Source organism: Streptomyces sp. NPDC051776 (assembly GCF_040681345.1).
GTDB lineage: Bacteria > Actinomycetota > Actinomycetes > Streptomycetales > Streptomycetaceae > Streptomyces.
In genome coordinates this window covers 137,717-160,057 of sequence record NZ_JBFAYQ010000009.1, presented here as the reverse complement: position 1 = coordinate 160,057, position 22,341 = coordinate 137,717, and the positions used below count along the sequence as shown (strand labels likewise).

18 protein-coding genes and 1 pseudogene are annotated in these 22,341 nt (G+C 71.4%); 5 read left to right on the top strand and 14 right to left on the bottom strand.

What is annotated here, in order from left to right:
• Nucleotides 1–27 precede the first annotated feature (27 nt).
• Nucleotides 28–162, bottom strand: coding sequence for a hypothetical protein (locus AB0M26_RS10460; RefSeq protein ID WP_365257689.1), 135 nt, complete (start codon nt 160–162; stop codon nt 28–30).
• Nucleotides 163–359: 197 nt separating this feature from the next.
• On the opposite strand from AB0M26_RS10460, the gene AB0M26_RS10455 reads away from it, so the two are divergent.
• Nucleotides 360–755 (top strand): hypothetical protein, encoded by a 396-nt coding sequence (locus AB0M26_RS10455; RefSeq protein ID WP_365257686.1) that lies wholly within the window; start codon nt 360–362, stop codon nt 753–755.
• A gap of 109 nt (nt 756–864) precedes the next feature.
• Complete coding sequence (locus tag AB0M26_RS10450) at nt 865–1,584, top strand: response regulator transcription factor (RefSeq protein WP_365257683.1); 720 nt, start codon at nt 865–867, stop codon at nt 1,582–1,584.
• Between the two features lie 323 nt (nt 1,585–1,907).
• Here the strand turns inward: AB0M26_RS10450 and AB0M26_RS10445 are convergent, their stop codons facing one another.
• Both AB0M26_RS10445 and AB0M26_RS10440 read right to left on the bottom strand, forming a co-directional pair.
• Nucleotides 1,908–2,339 (bottom strand): RidA family protein, encoded by a 432-nt coding sequence (locus AB0M26_RS10445; RefSeq protein WP_365257680.1) that lies wholly within the window; start codon nt 2,337–2,339, stop codon nt 1,908–1,910.
• Nucleotides 2,336–3,496, bottom strand: coding sequence for an acyl-CoA dehydrogenase family protein (locus AB0M26_RS10440; protein WP_365257753.1), 1,161 nt, complete (start codon nt 3,494–3,496; stop codon nt 2,336–2,338). Before AB0M26_RS10440 ends, AB0M26_RS10445 begins: the two co-directional genes overlap by 4 nt.
• Nucleotides 3,497–3,619: 123 nt before the next feature.
• Here AB0M26_RS10440 and AB0M26_RS10435 point away from each other — a divergent pair, with 123 nt between their 5' ends.
• From AB0M26_RS10435 to AB0M26_RS10425, 3 genes and pseudogenes are all read left to right on the top strand, one after another.
• Entirely contained in the window at nt 3,620–5,314 is a 1,695-nt protein-coding gene (locus AB0M26_RS10435; RefSeq protein WP_365257677.1) for an AMP-binding protein, read from the top strand.
• 4 nt (nt 5,315–5,318) lie between these two features.
• Nucleotides 5,319–6,146: a PaaX family transcriptional regulator C-terminal domain-containing protein gene (locus tag AB0M26_RS10430; RefSeq protein ID WP_365257674.1), complete on the top strand. Its 828-nt coding sequence runs from the start codon at nt 5,319–5,321 to the stop codon at nt 6,144–6,146.
• Nucleotides 6,147–6,253: 107 nt separating this feature from the next.
• Nucleotides 6,254–6,807: pseudogene (locus AB0M26_RS10425) on the top strand (Uma2 family endonuclease).
• A gap of 12 nt (nt 6,808–6,819) precedes the next feature.
• Here AB0M26_RS10425 and AB0M26_RS10420 read toward each other — a convergent pair.
• The 11 genes from AB0M26_RS10420 to AB0M26_RS10370 form a co-directional block, all read right to left on the bottom strand.
• Nucleotides 6,820–9,126, bottom strand: a complete 2,307-nt coding sequence (locus tag AB0M26_RS10420) for a bifunctional salicylyl-CoA 5-hydroxylase/oxidoreductase (protein WP_365257750.1) — start codon at nt 9,124–9,126, stop codon at nt 6,820–6,822.
• A gap of 14 nt (nt 9,127–9,140) precedes the next feature.
• Nucleotides 9,141–9,968: an enoyl-CoA hydratase family protein gene (locus AB0M26_RS10415; protein ID WP_365257671.1), complete on the bottom strand. Its 828-nt coding sequence runs from the start codon at nt 9,966–9,968 to the stop codon at nt 9,141–9,143.
• A gap of 236 nt (nt 9,969–10,204) precedes the next feature.
• Nucleotides 10,205–11,215, bottom strand: a complete 1,011-nt coding sequence (gene argF, locus AB0M26_RS10410; RefSeq protein WP_365257669.1) for an ornithine carbamoyltransferase — start codon at nt 11,213–11,215, stop codon at nt 10,205–10,207.
• Nucleotides 11,216–11,316: 101 nt separating this feature from the next.
• Nucleotides 11,317–12,546, bottom strand: coding sequence for an arginine deiminase (locus AB0M26_RS10405; protein WP_365257666.1), 1,230 nt, complete (start codon nt 12,544–12,546; stop codon nt 11,317–11,319).
• Between the two features lie 80 nt (nt 12,547–12,626).
• Entirely contained in the window at nt 12,627–14,348 is a 1,722-nt protein-coding gene (locus AB0M26_RS10400; protein ID WP_365257663.1) for an acyl-CoA dehydrogenase family protein, read from the bottom strand.
• 238 nt (nt 14,349–14,586) lie between these two features.
• Nucleotides 14,587–15,135 (bottom strand): PadR family transcriptional regulator, encoded by a 549-nt coding sequence (locus tag AB0M26_RS10395; RefSeq protein ID WP_365257660.1) that lies wholly within the window; start codon nt 15,133–15,135, stop codon nt 14,587–14,589.
• Nucleotides 15,136–15,509: 374 nt separating this feature from the next.
• Complete coding sequence (locus tag AB0M26_RS10390) at nt 15,510–18,152, bottom strand: polynucleotide kinase-phosphatase (RefSeq protein WP_365257657.1); 2,643 nt, start codon at nt 18,150–18,152, stop codon at nt 15,510–15,512.
• A complete protein-coding gene (locus AB0M26_RS10385; protein ID WP_365257654.1) occupies nt 18,149–19,657 on the bottom strand; it encodes a 3' terminal RNA ribose 2'-O-methyltransferase Hen1 in 1,509 nt (502 codons plus the stop codon). The genes AB0M26_RS10390 and AB0M26_RS10385 overlap by 4 nt, the downstream gene beginning before the upstream one ends.
• A gap of 202 nt (nt 19,658–19,859) precedes the next feature.
• Complete coding sequence (mmuM, locus tag AB0M26_RS10380) at nt 19,860–20,771, bottom strand: homocysteine S-methyltransferase (RefSeq protein ID WP_365257651.1); 912 nt, start codon at nt 20,769–20,771, stop codon at nt 19,860–19,862.
• A 9-nt stretch (nt 20,772–20,780) separates the two neighbouring features.
• Complete coding sequence (locus tag AB0M26_RS10375; protein ID WP_365257648.1) at nt 20,781–21,704, bottom strand: LLM class F420-dependent oxidoreductase; 924 nt, start codon at nt 21,702–21,704, stop codon at nt 20,781–20,783.
• 41 nt (nt 21,705–21,745) lie between these two features.
• The gene (locus tag AB0M26_RS10370; RefSeq protein ID WP_365257645.1) at nt 21,746–22,216 is read right to left on the bottom strand and encodes a DUF6099 family protein; all 471 of its coding nucleotides are present in this window, start codon (nt 22,214–22,216) and stop codon (nt 21,746–21,748) included.
• Nucleotides 22,217–22,341: the final 125 nt, after the last annotated feature.

The following is a 22,341-nucleotide window of genomic DNA, read 5'->3' as shown; positions in this document are numbered from 1 at the left end:
GTCATACGGCTCTTGTCGTTCTGATCATCAGACCGATACGGCGTGCATGGTCAGACGCCATTGGGCGAACACGCGGGCGTATCGCCGGGCGATCTCCTGCATCTTCGCGACGGCCTTCCGTTTGGCCACGAGCCGCTCGTACTTCTGGCGGATCCAGCGCACAGGTCTGCATGGGGGCCTCGAAGGCAACGTGTGGCCGAGACCAAGAAGCACTCCTGGGTCCGCATCCCCCGCTTCGACTACAACCCCTCCGACCGCCTGCGCTTCATCCCTCCGCGGCGAATCCCCACCGAGCCAGCGAATGGGCCGACACCCCCGACCGCCCCCTGGGAGGCCAACTCGCAGAGATCGCACAGGAAGTGACCCTCCTCGGAGTAGCCGCCGAACGCAAGCGGCTGGCAGACCTGGAGACGGCCAGACAGCAGAGACTGCGTTGGGAAGCGGCGATGCAGCAGGCTCGCCTCGACTACGCCGAGGCATGCCACGTGAAGCACCTCGAGATCCAGGCGGAAGCATGGCACCACGCGACGCGGCTGGCCGAATACGTGGCCTCCGTCCGAGCCCAAGTAGAAGCCCTGCCGGCCGGGCAGGAAAGGACCAAAGCCGAGGCATGGCTCGGGTTCGCCTACGCACATCTCGAGCGCCTGAACCCTCCGAGTACGGCTCCCTGGCTACCCGATGTCCCGGAACCCCGGCCTGACGACCTGCGGCCCTTCCTCCACCACTGGAGCCCGCACGGCCCCAACTCCTACTGACTCGGCAATGTTCCGGCAAAGCCCTCGGCCAGATCCCAGCCCTCGCGGGCTACTGACCTGCAGCCCAACACCTGACGACACGTCAGGACGTGCGTCAGACATGCGCCGTATGCGTCAAACGTGCGTCAAGGTATCGTCCGTAACGCGCATAACGCGCATAACGCGCACCACACGGGCGGTCGTCGCCGACGACCAGGCCATGGTGCGCAGTGCCTTTGTGAATCTGCTGGCGACGCAGGACGACATCGACGTGGTCGGTGAGGCGCGGAACGGGGAGGAAGCGGTCCGGGTGGTGGCCGAGCGGCGCCCGGACGTCGCACTGCTCGACATCCGAATGCCGGGGATGAACGGCATCGAGGCCGCCCGCACGATCCTGGCCCCGCCCTCCGGGGGGACGAAGGTCCTGATGCTCACCACCTTCGGCCTGGACGAGTACGTCTACGACGCCCTGGCCGCAGGGGCCAGCGGCTTTCTGCTCAAGGACGCGACCTTCGCCGAACTGCTCCATGCGGTACGGGTGGTCGCGGACGGCAACGCCCTGCTGGCCCCCGAGGTGACGAAACGCCTCATCGCCGACTACGTCCGCCGGCGGCGTCCCGGGCCTCCCGCGGCCTCCACCGGGGATCTCACGGCGCGCGAGGTCGAGGTGCTGACCCTCATCGGCCAAGGCCTGTCCAACGCCGAGATCGCTCAGGCCCTCACGATCAGCGACAACACGCTGAAGACACACATCAACCGGCTGTTCGGCAAGATGCGGCTGCGGGACCGGGCGCAGGCGGTGATCCTCGCCTACGAGCTGCGTCTGGTCGTCCCGGGCGCGGCGGACTGACCCCACGCCCCGCCCGGTTCCGTACGGCCACACGCCCCGTTCCGGACTGCCACACGCCCCCCGGTCCCGTACGGTCACACGCCCCCCCGGTCCCGTACGGCCACATGCCCCGCCCGGTTCCGTACGTCCGCGGGCCGCCGCGCGCCGGTTGTTCCGACCATGGGCGTTGTTGACGCTCGCGGGGGCTGATCAAGGGTGAAGACCTCCGGCGTGGTTGAGGTGTCCGGGCGCCACACCACGCGCTGAGGTCTTCATGTCGCACCGTAATGCCCGGCTGACCGTGCACGGGCGGCTGCTGGTCGATCGCGTCCGGTCGGGCGGCGCTACGGCAGGACCGCGAACCCGTCCACCTCCACCATCGCCTGCTCGTCCCACAGCCTGACCACCCCGATCACCGCCATCGCCGGGTAGTCCCGCCCCGCCAACCGCCGCCAGATACGGCCGATTTCGGCCGCGTGGCGGCGGTAGGCGGCGACGTCCGTGGCGTAGACCGTGACGCGCGCCAGGTGCTCCGGTCCCCCGCCCGCGGCACGCAGGGCCGCGAGGAGGTTGGTGAGCGCCGTCCCGAACTGCTCCGGCAGCGTGTCCCCCACGACTTTGCCGTCGCCGTCGAGGGCCGTCTGACCGGCCAGGAAGACCAGTCGGCCGCCGGTCGCCTGCACGGCGTGGCTGAAGCCGGTCGGAGGGGACAGCTCGGGCGGATTGACACGCGTCAGGGCGGGACCGACCGGTCCGCCGTCCGTGTGCTCGCTCATCGGTACAGCTCCTTCGCGATGATGGTGCGCTGGACCTCGGTGGCGCCCTCATAGATTCGCGGGGCCCGGACCTCGCGATAGAGGTGCTCCAGCAGATGCCCTGTTTGCAGGGCACGGGCGCCGTGGATCTGGACCGCCGTGTCGACCACGTACTGCGCCGTCTCCGTGGCGAGCAGCTTGGCCATGGCCGAACGCTTGGCGACATCGGGGGCGCCGCTGTCGTACGCGGCCGCGGCGGCGTGGACGAGCAGCCGCGCCGCCTCCGTACGCGTGGCCATCTCGGCGAGCTGGTGGGAGACGGACTGGAGGTCCTTCAGCGGCCCGCCGAACGCGGTGCGCCGCGCCGCATGCGCCAGGGCGGCGTCCAGCGCGGCCTGCGCCATCCCGACGGCGAACGCGCCGACGCTCGGGCGGAAGAGGTTGAGGGTCCGCATGGCGACGCCGAAGCCCTGGCCGGGTTCGCCAAGGACATCGGCGGCGGTGACCGGAACGCCGTCGAAACGCACCGCGCCGATGGGGTGCGGGGAGAGCATGTCGAGCCGTTCGCCCGACAGGCCAGGGCGGTCGGCGGGCACGAGGAATGCCGTGATGCCCCGGGCGGCCGCGCCCTCACCCGTGCGGGCGAAGACGCTGTAGAAATCGGCCTCGGGGGCGTTGGAGATCCAGCACTTCTCGCCGTTCAGCCGCCAAGCACCGTCTCCGTCGGGTTCCGCCGCCAGCTCCAGCGCCGCCGCGTCGGAGCCCGCGCCCGGCTCGCTCAGCGCGAACGCGGCGACCGCCCGCCCGGCCACCACCCCGGGGATCCAACGCTCCCGCTGCTCGTCACTGCCCGCCTGGACCACCGGGTACGCGCCCAGACCCTGCAGGGCGAGCGCGGTCTCCGCCTCCGTGCACTCCCGGGCCAGGGACTCGCGCAGCAGGCACAGGTCCAGGGCGGAGACGCGCCGTCCCTCCGCGGGGACGCCCGACGGCGCGCCCGGCTGCCGTCCGGGGAACACCCGCTCCAGCAGGCCGAGTTCGCCGAGGGCCGCCACCAAGGGCCGGTTCACCCGCCCGGGCTCGCCCTTCTCCGCGAGCGGCCGCAGCCGTTCCGCGGCCAGGCCGCGCACCTGCGCGCACCATTCCTCTTGCTCCGGATCGAGCGCGAACACGGGCATCTGCACCCTCTTCTCGTATCGCGGGCTGTTGACTGTCGTCACCATCACGTTACGCTCGTCTGCAACCGCACGGGCCTGAATCCACCCCATTCCAGGACCGGCGTTCGAGGGGGCGCATCCGCCATGGAGCTCAAGCCGTCAGCTCACCAGGACACCTTCGCACGCGATCATCTGCCGCCGCCGGACCAGTGGCCGGAGCTGCACTTCGACCTGCCCGCTCTGCGCTACCCGGACCGGCTCAACTGCGGCGCCGAGCTGCTGGACGCCACGGTGGAGCGGTTCGGCGCCGACCGGCCGGCGTTCGTCGGCGGCGCGGGCGAGGTCTGGTCGTACGGCGAGCTGCGCGCCCGGGTCGACCGGATCGCGCATGTCCTCACCTCCGATCTCGGCCTCGTACCGGGCAATCGCGTCCTGCTGCGCGGCCCCACCACGCCCCATCTCGCCGCCTGCTGGCTCGCCGTGATGAAGGCGGGCGGGGTCGCCGTCACCGTACTCGCCTCGCAGCGCCCGCTGGAGCTCGCCGGCATCTGCGAGAAGGCCCGGGTCCGGCACGCGCTGTGCGACATCCGCTCCGTGGACGACCTGGTCAAGGCCGAGGTCCCGGACCTGCGGATCTGCACCTACGGCGGGGAGGGGTCCGAGGACCTGCTCTCCCGGAGCGCGTCCTACCCCGAGGTCTACGAGGCGGTCGCCACCTCCGCGGACGACGTGGCGCTCATCGCCTTCACGTCCGGCACCACGGGACGGCCCAAGGGGTGCATGCACTTCCACCGCGATGTGCTCGCCATCGCGGACACCTTCTCCGAGCACGTCCTCAAGCCGCGGCCCGACGACCGGTTCGCGGGCAGCCCGCCGCTCGGTTTCACCTTCGGCCTCGGCGGGCTGGTGATCTTCCCGATGCGGGCCGGGGCAAGTGCGCTGCTGCTGGAGCAGGCCGGACCGCGGCAGCTCCCGGAGGCGATCGAACGCCACCGGGTGTCGGTCCTCTTCACCGCCCCCACCGCGTACCGGGTAATGCTCGACCTGCTCGACACCCACGATCTGTCCTCGCTGCGCCGCTGCGTCTCGGCCGGGGAGAACCTGCCCGAGGCCGTCTGGAGCGCCTGGCGCGAGCGGACCGGGATCCCCGTCATCAACGGCATCGGCGCGACCGAACTGCTGCACATCTTCATCTCGGCCGCCGACGAGCTGATCCGGCCCGGTACCACCGGTGTCCTCGTGCCCGGCTTCCAGGCCCGGGTCGTCGGCGCGGACGGACTGCCCGTCCCGGACGGGGAGCCCGGGCTGCTCGCGGTCCGCGGCCCGACGGGCTGCCGCTATCTGGCCGACGAGCGGCAGCAGGAATACGTCCGGGACGGCTGGAACATGACCGGCGACACCTATGTACGGGAGCCCGACGGCTGGTTCCGCTACGTGGCCCGCGCCGACGACATGATCATTTCCGCCGGGTACAACATTGCCGGACCCGAGGTCGAGGACGCCCTGCTCCGCCACCCCGACGTCCTGGAGGCGGCGGTCGTCGGCCGCCCGGACGAGGAGCGCGGCCAGGTCGTCGTGGCCTACGCGGTCCTGCGCGAGGGCGCGCGCCGCGACGGACAAGCCGTGTCCTCCCTGCGGGAGTTCGTCAAGGCGGGGATAGCGCCGTACAAGTGCCCGCGCGAGATCGTCTTCCTCGACGCGCTGCCCCGTACGGCGACCGGCAAGCTGCAGCGCTTCCGGCTCCGCGACGCGAACGGCGGGCCGGCGGCTACGGAAACCGGACGGGCGGGGGCGGACGCCCGACGGACAACCGCACCGTCCGCTCACCCTCTAAAGTGATCACGTGGCCGAGCACACCCCGCGTTCCCTGATCGTCACGCTCTACGGTGCGTACGGGCGCGGGCGCGCACCCGGGGACGGACCGTTGCCGATCGCCGCGCTGATCCGCCTCCTGGGAGCGGTCGATGTCGACCCGCCGTCGGTGCGCTCAGCCGTCTCCCGGCTGAAGCGGCGCGGGCTGCTGGTCCCGGCCCGTACGCCCGGCGGCGCGGCCGGTTACATGCTCTCCGAGGGCGCCCGGCAGCTTCTGGACGACGGCGACCGCCGCATCTTCGGCCGCCGGTCCCCGCGGCTCTCCGACGGCTGGGTCCTGGCCGTCTTCTCGGTCCCCGAGCAGGAGCGCAACAAGCGCCATCTGCTCCGCTCGCGCCTGGCCCGGCTCGGCTTCGGCACGGCCGCACCCGGTGTGTGGATCGCCCCCGCGCATCTGCTGGAGGAGACCCGCCACACCCTCGACCGCCTCGAACTCGCCCCGTACGTCGACCTGTTCACCGGTACGCACACCGGCTTCGAGCCCACACCCGGTGCGGTGGCGCGCTGGTGGGACCTGGACGCTATCGCGAAACTGCACCGGGCGTTCCTGGACGAGCACGCGCCGCTGCTCCGGCGCTGGACGTCCCGCCGGACCGCGGACCGCGCGGAGGCGTACCGCGACCATCTGCTGATGCTCGACTCCTGGCGCCACCTCCCGTACGAGGACCCGGGCCTGCCTCCGGAGCTGCTTCCCGCCGACTGGCCGGGCGGGCGCAGCTCGGAGGTCTTCACGGCTCTCCACGCGAAACTCCGCACCCCGGCGGCGGCACACGCGAGGAGCGTGCTGTCGGAGGCGTGACCGCGGGCGCTGGTGATCGTTGGTTCATCCGACCGCTTCCCCGCGCGGGGACTGTTCTGACCATGTCGGGGCGGACCTTTGGTGACCAGGAGGGAGCAGCGATGGCGATGCCCGCAATGGAGCATTCCGGCCAGGCAGAGGGGGACTCCATGCTTGCTGCCTTCCTCGAACTCACGGTTCCCGAGGGCTACCGCGCCGAGCTCATCGAGGGGGAGATCGTCGTGACCCCGCCGCCCGACGGAGACCACGAGGACATGGTCGGCCGACTGATCGGGCAGATCAGCCGACATTCCGCTGCGGACCTCTACGCAGCGGGCACCAAGAGGCTCATCACGCCACTGGGTCGGTTCATCCCGATGCCACCATCGGCCCCACCGGTACGTTCCGCGGCATGGATGCATGGGCAAAACCCGAGGGCGTCGTGATGACGGTGGAGGTCACGTCCCCCCGCCCCGACAAGGACCGTGGCCCCAAGCGGCGCGGCTACGCGGCCGCGGGCATCCCCTTCTACCTGCTCGTCGACCGTTCGGACGGCACCGTGACACTGCATGCCGAGCCTCATGACGGCGACTCCAAGCAGTCCACCCGCGTACCCTTCGGCAAGCCCTTGGACCTGCCCGAGGCGTTCGCCTTCGCCCTCGACACCGCGGTTTTCGCCTGATCCGTTGTTCCGTCAGCTGCTCCGGCCCGTGCCCAGGCTCAGCCTCGGCTTCGGGGCGTCCGTGCGGCCCGTCGGCGGGGTGCGGCTGCCTGCCTGGTACGGCAGGGGCCAGGGGGCGCCGGGGCCGGTGTAGCCCTGTTCGGCCGCGGCGTGAAGCGTCCAGTGCGGGTCGTAGAGGTGCGGGCGGGCGAGGGCGCAGAGGTCGGCGCGGCCTGCGAGCACCAGTGAATTGACGTCGTCCCAGGAGGAGATGGCGCCGACCGCGATGACCGGAATGCCCAGGGTGTTGCGGATCCGGTCGGCGTACGGCGTCTGGTATGAGCGACCGTACTCCGGCCGCTCCTCGGGCACGACCTGTCCGGTGGAGACGTCGATGGCATCCGCCCCGTGGGCGGCGAAGGCGCGGGCGATTCCGATCGCGTCCTCGCTCGTGGTGCCGCCCTCCGCCCAGTCCGTGGCCGAGATCCTGACGGTCATCGGACGGTCGTCCGGCCACACCGACCGTACGGCGTCGAAGACTTCGAGGGGGAAGCGAAGCCGGGCGGTGAGGTCGCCGCCGTAGGCGTCGGTGCGCCGGTTGGTCAGCGGGGAGAGGAAGCTGGAGAGCAAATAGCCGTGGGCGCAGTGGAGTTCGAGGAGATCGAAGCCTGCGTCCGCGGCGCGGCGGGCCGAGGCCGTGAACTGTTCGCGGATGTCCGCCAGTTCAAAGGCGCCCAGCGCATGCGGCACCTGGTTGACGCCAGCCCGGTACGGCAGCGGCGAGGGGGCGACCACCGGCCAGTTGCCGTCCGGGAGCGGCTGGTCGATGCCCTCCCACATCAGCCGGGTGGAGCCCTTGCGGCCGGAGTGACCGAGCTGGACGCCGATCGCCGTGCCCGGCGACGCGGCGTGCACGAAGTCGGTGACGCGCCGCCACGCCGCCTCGTGCCCGGGCTCGTACAGGCCCGCGCAGCCCGGGGTGATGCGCCCCTCGCGGCTCACGCACACCATCTCGGTCATGACCAGTCCGGCGCCTCCGAGGGCGCGCGCCCCGAGGTGGACGAGGTGGAAGTCGCCCGGGACGCCGTCACCGGCGGAGTACATGTCCATGGGCGAGACGACGACGCGGTTGCGCAGGGTCAGACCGCGGAGCCGGAACGGCGTGAACATCGGCGGTGTGCCGGGTTCCACGCCCTCGTCGCGCTCGACGGCGGCGACGAACCCCGGGTCGCGCAGCCGCAGATTGTCATGGGTGATGCGGCGGCTTCGGGTGAGCAGGTTGAACGCGAACTGCCGCGGCGGCTGGCCGAGATACGTGCCGAGGTCCTCGAACCACTCCAGGCTCGCGCGGGCGGCGCGCTGCGTCGACTCGACGACGGGGCGCCGCTCGGCCTCGTAGGCGGCCAGTGCGGCGGGCAGGTCGGGCTGCTCCTCCAGGCATGCGGCGAGCGCGAGGGCGTCCTCGACTGCGAGCTTGGTGCCGGAGCCGATGGAGAAGTGGGCGGTGTGGGCCGCATCGCCGAGGAGCACGGTATTGCCGTGCGACCAGCGCTCGTTGACGACCGTGCGGAAGGCGATCCAGCTCGAGTTGTTGCCCCGGAGCGGGCGGCCGCCGAGTGCGTCGGCGAAGATCTTGGCGCACGCTTCCGTGGACTCGGTCTCGTCGAACCGGTCGAGGCCGGCGCCGCGCCAGACCTCCTCCCGCATCTCGACGATGACGGTGGACGCACCGTCGGGGTGCGCGCCCGTGCCGGGGCGTGCGTAGGGGTAGCCGTGGAGTTGCATGACGCCGTGCTCGGTCTCGGCGATCTCGAAGCGGAAGGCGTCGAAGGCGAAGTCGACGGCGAGCCAGATGTAGCGGCAGCGGTGGGTCTCGATACGGGGGCGGTACGCGTCGCGGTGCGCGTCCCGCGTCAGGCTGTGCACCCCGTCGGCGGCGATCACCAGGTCGTGGCTCGCGGCGAGTTCGGCCGCGGGCGGCGCCTCGGCGCGGAAGCGCAGCTCGACCCCGAGGCCGCGGCAGCGCTCGTGGAGGATTTCCAGCAGCCGGCGGCGCCCGAGGGAGGCGAAGCCGTGACCGCCGGAGGAGAGGGTGCTTCCGCGGTGCACGACGTCGATGGCGTCCCAACGGACGAACTCGGCCTGGAGCGCGCGGTGGACGACGGGATCGGCGTCCTCGATGCCGCCGAGCGTCTCGTCGGAGAGGACGACACCGAAGCCGAAGGTGTCGTCGGGCGCGTTGCGCTCCCAGACGGTGACGTTCCGCGCCGGGTCGAGGCGTTTGAGGAGCGCGGCAGCGTACAGCCCGCCGGGCCCGCCCCCGATGACGGCGACCCTCATCGGACCCGGCACGGCTACTTGCCCTGCCACTTGGGTTGCCGCTTCTCGGTGAACGCGGCGTGGAATTCGGCGTAGTCGTCGCTGTTCATCAGGAGCGCCTGGGTCGAGGCGTCCATCTCGATCGAGGCGGCGAGCGGCATGTCGAGCTCGGCCGTGAGCAGGGCCTTGGTCTGCGCGTGGGCCAGGGCCGGGCCGTCGGCGAGCCGCCGGGCGAGGGCGCTCGCCTCGGCATGGGCCTGCCCCTCCTCGGCGAGCATGCTGATGAGACCGATACGTTCGGCCTCGGGCGCGCGCACCGGCTCGCCGAGCATCAGCAGCCGGGTGGCGTGCCCGAGCCCGACCACGCGCGGCAGCAGATAGGCCGCGCCCATGTCCCCGCCCGACAGCCCGACCTTGGTGAACAGGAACGCGAAACGGGCCGACGGATCGGCGACCCGGAAGTCGGCGGCGAGCGCCAGGACCGCGCCCGCGCCCGCAGCGACGCCGTGCACCGCGGCGACCACCGGGAACGGGCACTCGCGGAGCGCCCGAACGACCTGCCCGGTCATGCGGTTGAAGTCGAGCAGTCCGGAGGTGTCCATGGAGAGCGTGGAGCCGATGATCTCGTCGACATCGCCGCCCGAGCAGAAGCCCCGGCCCTCTCCGCCGAGCACCAGGGCGTGTACGGACCCGTCGCGGGCGAGTTCGGCGATGAGGTCGCGGAGGTCGGCGTACGCCTCGAAGGTCAGGGCGTTCAGTTTGTCGGGCCGGTCGAGCGTGACGGTCGCGACTCCCTCGTCCCGGGTGAGGCGGAAGTGCCGCCACTCCTCGGTCGCTCGGGCGGAACCGGTGAACGGGCTCATGGAGTGCGGCCTCCTTCGGCCGGACGGCTGTTGCCTGCCCACCGAAGCTATCACCTCTTCATGACCATCGTCACGAGTACGCGATACGACGACCGAGACCGGTGCCCGCTCCGGGAACAGGGTGATGCAGCACGGGACGGGTCACGGTAGGCGCGGCCGCGGGCGGCCCGATCGAGCAAAGGAGCAGCCGGGCCGGCCGGCAGAACCGACCATCGGCAGAACGTCGGGCCGTACGGTCAGGCCACGGGCCCGGCGAGTGTGGCGACCAGCACCGCCTTGATCGTGTGCATCCGATTCTCGGCCTCGTCGAAGACCACCGAGTGCTCCGACTCGAAGACCTCGTCGGTCACCTCGAGCGAGGTCAGCCCGTGCCGCGCGTGGATCTCCCGGCCGAGCGCCGTGCCGAGGTCGTGGAAGGCGGGCAGGCAGTGCAGGAACTTCACGTCCGGGCGGCCGGTGGCGCGCAGCACGTCCATCGTGACCGCGTACGGCCCGAGCAGTTCGATCCGCTCGTCCCAGACCTCCTTCGGCTCCCCCATCGACACCCAGACGTCGGTGGCGATGAAGTCCGCTCCCCGCACGCCCTCGGTCACGTCCTCGGTGAGGGTGACCCGCGCGCCGGATGCGGCAGCCAGGTCGCGGGCCCGGGCGATGATCCCGTCCGCGGGCCACAGCCGGCGGGGCGCCACGATCCGTACGTCCATGCCGAGCAGCGCCCCGGTGACGAGGTAGGAGTTGCCCATGTTGTTCCGCGCGTCGCCGAGGTAGGCGAGGGCGAGCGACTCCAGCGGGGCCTCGCCGTGCTCGGTCATGGTGAGCACATCGGCGAGCATCTGGGTGGGGTGCCAGGTGTCGGTGAGGCCGTTGAGGACCGGGACCCCGGCGTACTCCGCCAGCTCCTCCACGACGTCCTGGCCATGGCCCCGGTACTCGATGGCGTCAAACATCCGGCCCAGTACGCGGGCGGTGTCCTTCACCGACTCCTTGTGCCCGATCTGCGAGCCGGCGGGGTCGAGATAGGTGGTGGAGGCGCCCTGGTCGGCCGCGGCGACCTCGAAGGCGCAGCGGGTCCGCGTGGAGGTCTTCTCGAAGACCAGGGCGATGTTCCGGCCCCGCAGCCGCGGCACTTCGTCACCGGCGCGCTTGGCCGCCTTCAGCTCCGCCGCCAGTTCGACGAGATGACGGAACTCCTCGGCGGTGAAGTCCAGCTCCTTGAGGAAGTGGCGGCCCGTGAGGTCTGTCGCCATCTGAGGGCTCCTCGGTCACGACTGGGAAAGGTTCGATGGAAGTGTATACGACGATTCGCATTCCTATACGAGCCCCTCCACGGGCCGCCTGCCGCGGCCGCCTACTGCACGGGGTCCCGCTCCACGGGACAGCTCATACACCGCGGCCCGCCCCGCCCCCGCCCCAGCTCGCCGCCGGGGATCTCTATCACCTCGATACCGTGCTTTCGCAGGAAGGTGTTGGTGGTCGCGTTGCGGTCGTAGGCCACGACCACACCGGGCTCGACCGCCAGCACATTGCACCCGTCGTCCCACTGCTCCCGCTCCGCAGAGTGCACGTCCTGCGTCGCGGTGAGGACTTTGATGCCGTCGAGTCCGAGCGCGGCCGCGATGGCCCGGTGCATGTGCTCCGGCGGATGGTCGGTCACCTTCAGCTCCTGGTCGCCCGCGCCGGGCTCGATGGTGTACGAGCGCAGCATCCCCAGGCCCGCGTACTGCGTGAAGGTGTCCCCGTCGATCATCGTCATGACCGTGTCCAGGTGCATGAACGCCCTGGCCTTCGGCATGTCGAGCGCCACGATCGTGTGCGCGGAGCCCGCCGCGAAGAGCCCGCGGGCCAGCATCTCCACCGCCTGCGGCGCGGTCCGCTCGCTCATCCCGATGAGCACCGCGCCGTTGCCGATCACCAGGACGTCTCCGCCCTCGATCGTCGACGGATAGGCGCTCTGCCCCTCCGACCAGACGTGGAAGGCCCCGGACTGGGTGAACAGCGGGTGGTGCCGGTAGATCGCCTCGGCATGCACCGTCTCCCGCTGCCGGGCGGGCCAGCGCATGGCGTTGATCGACACACCGTCGTAGACCCAGGCGGAGGTGTCCCGGGTGAAGAGGTGGTTGGGCAGCGGAGCGAGCAGGAAGTCGTCCATGTCCATCACGTGGAACCGGACGGAGACCGGCTCGGGGTGCCGCTCCAGGAACTCCCGCTTGGTCATGCCGCCGATCAGCGCTTCGACGAGCTCGGGTATCGGCAGGTGCTCGAAGGCGGCTCGCAGATGTTCGGTGGCCAGCGGGCCGTACTCCTTCTCGTCGAAGACCCGGTCCAGCACCAGCTTGCGCGCCTCGGGGACCTCCAGGCTCTCGGTCAGCAGATCGCCGAGAAGGTGGACCTCGACGCCGAGCTCGCGGAGCACATCCGCGAAGCCGTCGTGCTCCTGCCGCGCCCGTCGCACCCACAGCAGGTCGTCGAAGAGCAGTGCGTCCTTGTTGGACGGAGTGAGCCGCTTCAGTTCCAGGTCCGGGCGGTGCAGGATGACGCGGCGCAGCCGCCCGGCCTCGGAATCCACATGGAATGCCATGCACCCATCCTGGCCGAGGCGGGCGGCCTGCGCGGCTTTACTCAGGCCTTCTTTTCGTACACCGCCCTCAGGGCCTCATCTCACGGCTTCATCTCGTACGCGCCCGAAAGCGCCTCGACCCGGGCCCAGACACGGGCTGAGCGTTCGGCGTCGGTGACGGGGCGGCGGACCGCGCCCAGCGCCCACTCCTGCTGTGCCTCGGTGGCCGAGTCCTTGCCGTGCAGTTCGACGGCGTGGGCGGAGAAGTCGCGGACGAGCACGGAGAACAGCTCGTCGAGGACGTCCCGGTCCAGGCCGGTGAGCTCGGCCTGCTCCAGGATGAGCTGGCCGTGGACGACGAGCGCGAAGAGCTGGCCGAGGGCCAGGAGCAGGTCGAGGTCCTTGGCCTGCTCGGCGTCGGGGGCTGCGGTGGTGATGAGCGTGCACAGCGCATCGGCCTGCTCGCGGAGGCGGGCGACGTTGGGCAGCTCGGCGTGGGCGTCGTAGGCCGCGCGCCAGTCGTGGAACTGGATGGCGCCCAGCCCGCGGGCCGGGCCCTGGCGGAAGAGGAAGTCGTCGTCCGCCGCGTCGTGGCGCGTGGGGACCGGCGCGTACTCGGCCGGGTTGAGGAGGTAGTTCCCCATGAACTTCAGGATCAGGGCGAGGTTGACGTGGACCGTGCCCTCCAGCTTGGGCAGGCCGCGGATCTCGACGGCGGCCTGGGAGAAGTAGGTGTCCTTCTCGAAGCCCTTGGCGGCGATGACGTCCCACAGGAGGTCGATGACCTTCTCGCCCTCGGTGGTCACCTTCATCTTCGTCATCGGGTTGAAGAGGAGGTAGCGGCGGTCCGCGGCGCTCGCGCTGCGGAAGTAGTCCACGGCCCGGTCGCTGAACAGCTTCATCCCGACGAGTCGGACGTAGGCGTCGGTCATCTCCCGGCGCACATGGGCGAAGTCGGTGACGCGGCGGCCGTAGAGGATGCGGTTGTGGGCGTGGGTCACGGCCTCGTACATCGCGTGCTCGCAGATGCCGACGGCGCCCGTGCACAGGTTGAACTTGCCGACGTTGACGGTGTTGAGCGCGGCGTCGAAGGCGGCGCGGCCCGTGTGCAGTACGTCCTCGGGGCGCACGGGGTAGCGCTCCAGCCGGAACTCGCTCACGTACTTGCCGGAGTCGACGACGTTCTTGACCAGGTGGTAGTCGGGGTGGCGGCTGTCCGCGGCGAAGAAGACGTAGCCCTCGGGGCCCTCGATGTCGGAGCGGCGGCCGAAGACGGAGACCAGCCCGGCCGCGTTGCCGTTGCCGATGTAGTACTTGGAGCCGGTTGCGTGGAAACCGCCGTCGGCTTCCGGGGTGAGGATCATGTCGGTGCTGTAGATGTCGGCGCCGTGCGACTTCTCCGACAGGCCGAACGCGAACACCTCGCCTTGGTCGAGGAGTTCGGCGGCACGGGCGCGGGCGCCGGCGTTGTCGCTCTGCCAGACCGGGCCGAGGCCGAGGATGGTGACCTGCCAGGCGTACCAGTAGTCCAGCCCGTAGAAGCCGAATATCTCGTTGAGGGCAGCGATCCGGGCGGTGTCCCAGCGCTTGTCCTCCTGGCCCGCCGCGTCGGCAGCCGGGGTGAGGAACGTGGCGAAGAGGCGCTCCTTGGCGGCGAACGCGAGGAAGTCCTCCAGCCAGACACGGCTGCGGTAGTCCTCGATCAGCCGCCGCTTGCCGCGCTCCTCGAACCAGTCGACGGTGGCGCGCAGCAGACGGCGCGTCTCGGGGTCGAAGTGGGCGGGGTCGTACGTGCCGGGGTTGAACAGCAGGGCATCGGCCATGGTGCGAGCGCCTTCCTGGGCGAGGTGAGAGGGGCGTGCTGAGGTGAGCGGATGACGGACTGGTGCCGGCCCCGCCGAGGTCCGCCCGGTGGCGAGCGTTCTGGTGCGGTCGGATGCAAGGCACCGGACCGGCCTCGTAGTGGGCCCGCTCGGCCGATCCGGTAACGCAGCAGACGGCCGTGCCAGGGCGGCGAGCGGGGGCAACCTTGGCGGGGCGGCATGAGCGGCGGGGATGGCACTAGGCGCGGCCGCCGATACGGCGCAGGGTCGCCAGGACGTCGTCGAGCCAGTCGAGGGACATGCGTTCGTAGGCGATGCCGCCGCGCAGGACGACGTGCTGGAGCTCCTGGCCGGTGTCGAGTGCACCGGGGTCCGGGAAGTCCCGTTTCTCCCCGGAGAGATAGCGCGCGAGCCGTTCGGCATGGCCGGCCCGGTGGCGTTCCACCTCGGCGATGAGCGCCGTGGGATCGTCGAACGCGGCACCGCGGACCTTGACCGCCAGGTCGTGGCGGACGCTTTCGGGCTCCACGGGTTCGTGCAGCCAGACCGAGAGCGCGGCCCGGCCCTCGTCGGCGACGGAGTAGACCTTCTTGTCCGGCCTGCCGTCCTGCTGCACATCGCGGACGTCGATCCACCCGTCGCTCTCCATGCGTTTGAGCACGCGGTAGATCTGCTGGTGGGTCGCCGTCCAGAAGTGCCCGATGGACCGGTCGAACCGCCGGGCCAGCTCGTATCCCGAACCGGGCTGCTCCAGCAGGGAGACGAGGATCGCGTGCTCGAGGGCCATGCCCGCAGTCTGCTATGCAACTCGTTGCATAGACAAGAGTGCGGCCGTCCGGTGAGACACGGCTCACTCGGGCGGATCGTGTCCGCGGCGGTGTCGGCTCGGCCGACGGCTCACGTCGGCCGACGGCTCGGCCGGCGGATCGCGGCTCGGATGTCGCGGCTCGGCCGGCGGATCTCGCGGCCCGGATGTCGCGGCTCGGCCGGCGGATCTCGCGGCCCGGATGTCGCGGCTCGGCCGGCGGATCTCGCGGCCCGGATGTCGCCGGTCACCGGTCGAGCTCGCGGGTCGGAGGTCACCGATAGGAGGTCGCCTCAAGAGGGCGTGAACGCCGTGGGGCCGGAACGCACCTCCGCTCCGGCCCCACATGTCCACCACTACAGTCGCGGGTCCACCGGCTCCGACTCCAGTGCCAGCACCGCGAAGACCGCCTCGTGGACCCGCCACAGCGGCTCACCGTCCGCAAGCCGGTCGAGGGCCTCCAGCCCGAGGGCGTACTCGCGCAGGGCCAGCGAGCGCTTGTGGCCCAGATGCCGAGCGCGCAGCCGCTCCAGATTCTCCGGCCGGGTGTACTCGGGTCCGTAGATGATCCGCAGGTACTCGCGGCCCCGGCACTTGATTCCCGGCTGGACGAGCCGCCCCGAGGCATCGCGCACGAGCGCCTGCAGCGGCTTGACGACGATCCCTTCGCCGCCCGCCTCCGTCAGTTCCAGCCACCAGTCCGTGCCCGCCCGCACCGAGCCCTCGTCACCGGTGTCGACCATCAGACGCCGCGTGGTCTGCAGCAGCCCGGAGGCGTCGTGGTCGATCAGCCGGTCGATCAGGGCCAGTTGTTCGTCGTGCGGGAGCCCGGCGAGGCTACGGCCCTGGACGGCGAGGATCTGGAACGGCGCGAGCCGCACCCCGTCGAGGCCGACCGTGGTCCAGCAGTAGCGCCGGTACGCCTGGGTGAACGCGGCGGCGTCCGCGGCCCGTTCGCGCTGAGCTGCCTCCAGGCCTCCGACGTCCACGCCGCGCGCGGCCGCCGCGCCGAGCGCGGCGAGCGCGGCCGGGAAGGCGGCGCCGGAGGCGGCGCCCACCGCTGCGTACTGTGTGCGCAGCAGGCCCGACGCCTTCAGCGACCACGGCATCAGCTCCGCGTCCAGCAGCACCCAGTCGGTGGAGAGCTCCTCCCACAGACCGGCGCCAGTCACGGCGGCGCGGAGCGTTGCGAGGATCTCCTCGGTCACGGCCGCGTCGTCGAAGAACGGGCGGCCGGTACGGGTGTGCAGCGCGCCGGTCGGGCCGGACCCACCACCGGCCGGGTCCGGAAGGCCGAAGTGCCGCGCGGCCGCGTCGGCGTCACGGCACACCAGCGCCACCGCCCGCGACCCCATGTGCTTCTCCTCGCACACGACCTGCCCGACACCGTCCGCCCGGTAGGAGGCGAAAGCCTCCTCCGGGTGCTCCAGAAAGCCCTCCCGCTTCGATGTCGCGGTCGGCGCCATGGTCGGCGGCAGATGGGCGAGCAGCCGCGGGTCGACGGCGAACCTGCTCATGACTTCCAGCGCCGCGGCCGCGCTCTCCTCGCGCACCGCGATCCGCCCCGCGTACCGGGTCTCCACCACCCGTCGCCCGTGGACGTCGGCGAGGTCGAGCGGCCGGCCTTCGTGGCCGCCGGGGGCCTGCGGTTCGAGCGGCTTCGCAGGCTCGTACCAGACCTGCTCGGCGGGCGTGTCGACGATCTCGCGCTCCGGCCAGCGCAGCGCGGTCAGTCGGCCGCCGAAGACCGCCCCGGTGTCCAGGCAGATCGTGTTGTTGATCCATGAGGTGTTCGGGACGGGCGTGTGGCCGTAGACCACGGTGGCGCGGCCGCGGTAGTCCTCGGCCCACGGGTAGCGCACCGGCAGGCCGAACTCGTCCGTCTCGCCCGTGGTGTCGCCGTAGAGGGCGTGCGAGCGGACCCGTCCCGAGGTACGGCCGTGGTACTTCTCGGGCAGCCCGGCGTGGCAGACGACGAGCCTGCCCTCGTCCAGCACGTAATGGCTGACCAGGGAGTCGATGAACTCCCGTACGCGCTGGCGGAATTCACCGTCCTCGCGTCCGAACTGCTCGATCGTCTCGGCCAGTCCGTGGGTGTGCCGGACCGTGCGGCCCTTCAGATACCGGCCCAGCTTGTTCTCGTGGTTGCCGGGCACGCACAGCGCCGTGCCCGCCTCGACCATGCCCATCACCAGGCGCAGCACGCCCGGGCTGTCCGGGCCGCGGTCGACCAGGTCGCCGACGAACACGGCCCTACGGCCCGGCGGCGGCACGGCGCCCACGGGGCGGCCCAGCTCGTCCCGCTCGATGCCGTAGCCCAGTCTGCCGAGCAGGGTCTCGAGCTCGGAGCGGCAGCCGTGGATGTCGCCGATGATGTCGAACGGCCCGGTGAGGTGGCGCAGGTCGTTGTAGCGGCGTACGAAGGTGATCTCCGCGGCCTCGATCTCCTCGGTACCGCGCAGGACATGCACCTTGCGGAAGCCCTCCCGCTCCAAGTGCCGCAGCGAACGGTGCAGTTCGCGGCGGTGGCGGCGGATGACGTGCCGGGACAGGGCGGCCCGGTCGGGCCGGGCCGCGTTGCGCTCCGCACAGACCTCCTCGGGCACGTCGAGGACGATGGCGACCGGCAGGACGTCGTGTTCGCGCGCCAGACGGACGAGCTGTTTGCGGCTGTCGGACTGGACGTTCGTCGCGTCGATCACCGTCAGCCGTCCGGCCGCGAGCCGCTTGCCCGCGATGTAGTGCAGGACGTCGAAGGCGTCGCGGCTGGCGCTCTGGTCGTTCTCGTCGTCGCTGACCAGCCCGCGGCAGAAGTCCGACGAGATCACGGAGGTGGGCGTGAAGTGCCGGGCCGCGAAGGTGGACTTGCCGGAACCTGTGGCGCCGACGAGGACGACCAGGGAGAGGTCCGTGACGGGCAGCGTGCGGCTACCCCTCCGGCGTGTGCGCTCCCCTGTGGTGGTCTCGGTGGACTCCGCGGCACTCTCTTCCGTCGTCATACGGTCTTCCCCTCCTTCGTGGTCTCGCGGCCGCCGGCGCCTGCGGCCGGGCGCGCGGTCTCGTGATGTTCGGCCCGGTGGAAGACCGCCATCTGGGTCGGCGGCCCCACCTCCGGGTCATCGTCCCCGACGGGGGTGAACCCGACGCCGTAGCCATACCGTTCGGCCACTTTCCTCGACCAGGCGCGGAACTCCTCCCGCGTCCACTCGAAGCGGTGGTCCGCGTGGCGCAGGTGCCCGGCCGGGAGAGATTCCCAGCGCACGTTGTACTCGGCGTTCGGGGTGGTGACGAGGACGGTCCCCGGGCGGGCGGCGCCGAAGACCGCGTACTCCAGGGCGGGCAGCCGCGGCGGGTCGACATGCTCGATGACCTCGCTCAGCACGGCCGCGTCGTATCCCCTGAGCCGTGGGTCGGTGTACGCGAGCGAGCCCTGCAGCAGCCTCACCCGCTCCGCCTGGCGCTCTCCCATCCGCTCCAGCCGCAGCCGGCGGGCGGCCGCCGTCAGCGCGCGCACGGACACGTCCATGCCCACGATCTCGGTGAACCGGCCGTCCTGGTGCAGCGCCTGCACCAACTGGCCCTGTCCGCAGCCGAGATCCAGCACTCGGCGCGCTCCGCACTCCCGCAGCGCGGCGACGATCGCCTCACGCCGCCGGACGGCCAACGGCACCGGCTTCTCCTCGGTGTCCGTCGCCTCGTCGACCGCGTTGTCGATCTCCTCGACCTCGGTGTCGTCGGCGTCGGCGAGCCGGACGAGTTCCAGCCGCTCCATCGCCTCCCGGGTCAGGCCGCTGCGGCGCGCGAGATAGCGGCTGGTGATCAGCTGCTGCTCCGGATGCACGGGCAGCCAGCCGTCGCCCGCACGCAGCAGCTTGTCCACCTCGTCCGGGGCGACCCAGTAGTGCTTGACGTCGTCGAGCACGGGGAGCAGGACGTAGAGGTGGCGCAGCGCGTCGGCGAGCGGCACCTCGCCCTCCAGGGTCAGCCGTACGTAGCGCGAGTCGCCCCACTCGGGGAACGCCGTGTCCAGCGGCACGGCTTCGGCCGTCACGGTCCAGCCCAGCGGCGCGAACAGGCGCGTGACGAGCTCGGGGCCGCCCCTGGCGGGCAGCGCGGGCACCTCGATGCGCAACGGCAGCGGCCGGTCCGGCAGTTCGGGCCTGGCCTTGCACTGTCCCTTGATCGCGCTGGCGAAGACACTCCTGAGCACGACGGCCAGCAGCGACGAGGCGGTGTACGGGCGGTCGTTGACGTACTGGGCGATTGCCGTGTCGGGTGCTCCGCCCCACCCTTTGGCCCTGCCGCGGCGCACCAGGGCCACCGGGTCCACCACCAGCAGCAGCGCGGCGGTGCAACGCTCGGCCGTCGCCTCGGGATAGAGGACGTGTGCGGTGCCGTGCGCGGTGGAGAACGCCTGCGCCTTGCCGGGATGCTTGTGCAGCAGGAATCCCAGGTCGGTCGCGGGGCGTTCAGGGCTGCCTGTGGTACTGATCGTCAGGAACACATGTCCGAGTATGGACGGATGCGCACTGCGGCAACCAGGAGTTTTCCTACTCAGGCGCGAGGCCCCGGGATCACGGCGGCGCTGCGGCGGAGCGCGACCGGCGCGTCGCGCCGGTCGCGTACGAGGAGCGGTTCGCGCCGCGGGCGAGGGCAGTCCTCCCGCCCGTACGAGGAGCTCGGGCCTGCCGCGGGCAGCGCCCGGTTCACCGTCCGAGAGTCCGCGCGACGTCGGCGATCAGGTCCGGTCCGACCCGGCAGCAGCCGCCGATGAGCCTGGCCCCCCCGTCGCGCCAGTCCGCCGCGCGCGCGGGATCGTAGGTGACACCTCCGCGCCATCCACGCGCGTGCGCGTCCCACGCCTCGCCGCTGTTGGGGTAGACGACCACCGGCTTGCCGGTGACCTCGGCGGCGATCCGCACCGCGCCGTCCGCGTCGTACGGATCGCAGCAGTTGACACCGGCCGCGATGACCTGCTGACGGTCCGCGGCGAGGGCCAGCGCCTCCGTCAGGGGCTGACCGGCGCGGGTGGCCTCCCCCCGGACCGTGTACGAAAGCCAGACCGGCACCCCCGTCCCCTCGGCCGCCCGCAGCAGCGCCTCCGCCTCGTCGGTGTCCGGCACGGTCTCCAGGGCGAGCACATCGGGCCCGGCCTCGCACAGCGCCTCGATCCGTGGACGGTGGAAGCGCTCCAACTCGCGTACGCTCAGCCCGTAGCGACCGCGGTACTCGCTGCCGTCGGCGAGCATCGCGCCGTACGGGCCGACGGAGGCGGCGATCCATACCTCGTCGTCCCGGCACGCGGCCGCATGCCGCGCGAGTGCCACGCTGCGCCGCAACAGCGCGGAGGTCTCCTTCCGCCCCAGCCCCCGCCGGGCGAAGCCCTCGTACGTCGCCTGGTAGCTCGCGGTGATGAGCACCCGCGCCCCAGCCGCCGCATACGCGGTGTGCGCCGCCTCGATCTGCGCGGGCGCGTCGGCCAGCAGCCGCGCCGACCAGAGCGCGTCGGACAGATCGCAGCCCTGGTCGGCGAGCCGGTTGGAGAGCCCGCCGTCCAGGACTACCGGTCCTTCGGCGAGGGCGGCGGCAAGTGAACGGGCGCGGACGCGGGCGGACATGACGGCTCCTCAGCCGATCTGGGACTGCACCTGTGAGGCGATGAGCTCCAGATGGTCGAGGTCGTGGAGGTCGAGGAGCTGGCAGTAGATCCGGGAGGAGCCGACCGCCGCGTACCGCCCGATTTTGTCGACGACTTCGTCGGGGGAACCCGCGAGCCCGTTCTCCTTGAGCTCGCCGACCTCCCGGCCGATGGCCGCGGCCCTGCGCGCCACCTCGGCGTCGTCCCGGCCGACGCAGACGACGAGTGCGTTGGAGTACACGAGGTCGCCGCCGGGGCGGCCAACCGCCTCGGCTGCAGCCCTGACCCGCCCGAACTGCTGCTTGCTGGTCTCCACGGACACGAACGGGACGTTGAACTCGTCGGCGTACTTGGCGGCGAGCTTCGGCGTCCGAGATGCGCCGAGGCCGCCGATCAGCACCGGCACCTTGGCCTGTGCGGGCTTCGGCAGCGCGGGCGAGTTCTCGAGCTGGTAGTACGTGCCCTGGTAGCCGAAGGTCTTGCCCACCTCCGTGGCCCAGAGGCCGGTGACGATCTCGAGCTGCTCCTCCAGGCGGGCGATCTTCTCCTTGGGGAACGGGATGCCGTACGCCCTGTGCTCGTCCTCGAACCAGCCCGAACCCAGGCCCAGTTCCACCCGTCCACCGGACATCTGGTCGACCTGGGCGACCTGGATGGCGAGCACGCCGGGCAGCCGGAACGTGCCGGCGGTCATCAGCGTGCCCAGCCGGATCCGCCGCGTCTCGCGGGCGAGACCGGCCAGGGTGATCCAGGCGTCCGTGGGGCCCGGGAGCCCGTCGACCGAACCCATGCGGAGATAATGGTCGGAGCGGAAGAAGGCGTCGAATCCGAGGTCCTCGGCGGCCCTGGCGACAGAGAGCAGCGTGTCGTAGCTCGCCCCTTGCTGGGGCTCGGTGAAGATGCGCAGATCCATGCATCCATCCTGCACCGGGCCTGTGCCGGTCCCCCACCGCGTCAGGACGGTTCCGCCGCGATGTCCGGCTGCAGCCGCTCCCGGGCCTCCAACTGGCGCAGCAGTCCCCGCACCCGGTCGCTCGACTCGTCGGCGGCGTCGATGGCCTCGATGCACTGCCAGTAGAGCGACTCCTCGTCCGCCCCGCATGCCACCGCGACAAGCGCTATCCCCACTTCCCCGAGCAGCCCGCCGAGCCTCTGCAGAACGGTGCGCGCATCCTGCACTCCGGTCAGCTCGGCCGCCCGCGCCCGGCCGCCGGGAGGGCTGCGGAGGGCCCCGCACGCCCGGCCACCCGCCTCGCTCAGCCCCCGTGCCTCCGACCGCAGCTCCAGCGGCCCGTTGACCGCGAGGTGGCTGCCCACGGCCTCCGCCAGGGCCTGCGCCTGCCACGCCTCGGCCACGATGTCCTCGACCTGCCGCGTCCGCGCCAGGGCATGGCGGGTGGCTCCGATCAGTCCAACCGCATCCATCCGCGCGTCCCCCTTACGCTCCGTGCTGACCTCCGGTCGAGGTCGTTACCCAACCACTACCCAGCGTGATGGATAATCATCAGAAAAGCCAGGGGGATTCCGCAAATTGTGGACAACTAAGCGCT

Excerpts from the sequence above, each read along its gene's own strand:
- AB0M26_RS10440 (WP_365257753.1), bottom strand. The coding sequence starts at position 3,496 with ATGCCCGTGTTCGCGCTCGATCCGGAGCAAGAGGAATGGTGCGCGCAG.
- AB0M26_RS10405 (WP_365257666.1), bottom strand. The coding sequence starts at position 12,546 with ATGGCATTCCATGTGGATTCCGAGGCCGGGCGGCTGCGCCGCGTCATC.
- AB0M26_RS10445 (WP_365257680.1), bottom strand. The coding sequence starts at position 2,339 with ATGAGCGAGCACACGGACGGCGGACCGGTCGGTCCCGCCCTGACGCGT.
- argF (WP_365257669.1), bottom strand. The coding sequence starts at position 11,215 with ATGGCGACAGACCTCACGGGCCGCCACTTCCTCAAGGAGCTGGACTTC.
- AB0M26_RS10400 (WP_365257663.1), bottom strand. The coding sequence starts at position 14,348 with ATGGCCGATGCCCTGCTGTTCAACCCCGGCACGTACGACCCCGCCCAC.
- AB0M26_RS10420 (WP_365257750.1), bottom strand. The coding sequence starts at position 9,126 with ATGAGGGTCGCCGTCATCGGGGGCGGGCCCGGCGGGCTGTACGCTGCC.
- AB0M26_RS10450 (WP_365257683.1), top strand. The coding sequence starts at position 865 with ATGCGTCAAACGTGCGTCAAGGTATCGTCCGTAACGCGCATAACGCGC.
- AB0M26_RS10395 (WP_365257660.1), bottom strand. The coding sequence starts at position 15,135 with ATGGCCCTCGAGCACGCGATCCTCGTCTCCCTGCTGGAGCAGCCCGGT.
- AB0M26_RS10375 (WP_365257648.1), bottom strand. The coding sequence starts at position 21,704 with ATGGATCTGCGCATCTTCACCGAGCCCCAGCAAGGGGCGAGCTACGAC.
- AB0M26_RS10435 (WP_365257677.1), top strand. The coding sequence starts at position 3,620 with ATGGAGCTCAAGCCGTCAGCTCACCAGGACACCTTCGCACGCGATCAT.
- AB0M26_RS10415 (WP_365257671.1), bottom strand. The coding sequence starts at position 9,968 with ATGAGCCCGTTCACCGGTTCCGCCCGAGCGACCGAGGAGTGGCGGCAC.
- AB0M26_RS10390 (WP_365257657.1), bottom strand. The coding sequence starts at position 18,152 with ATGACGACGGAAGAGAGTGCCGCGGAGTCCACCGAGACCACCACAGGG.
- AB0M26_RS10370 (WP_365257645.1), bottom strand. The coding sequence starts at position 22,216 with ATGGATGCGGTTGGACTGATCGGAGCCACCCGCCATGCCCTGGCGCGG.
- mmuM (WP_365257651.1), bottom strand. The coding sequence starts at position 20,771 with ATGTCCGCCCGCGTCCGCGCCCGTTCACTTGCCGCCGCCCTCGCCGAA.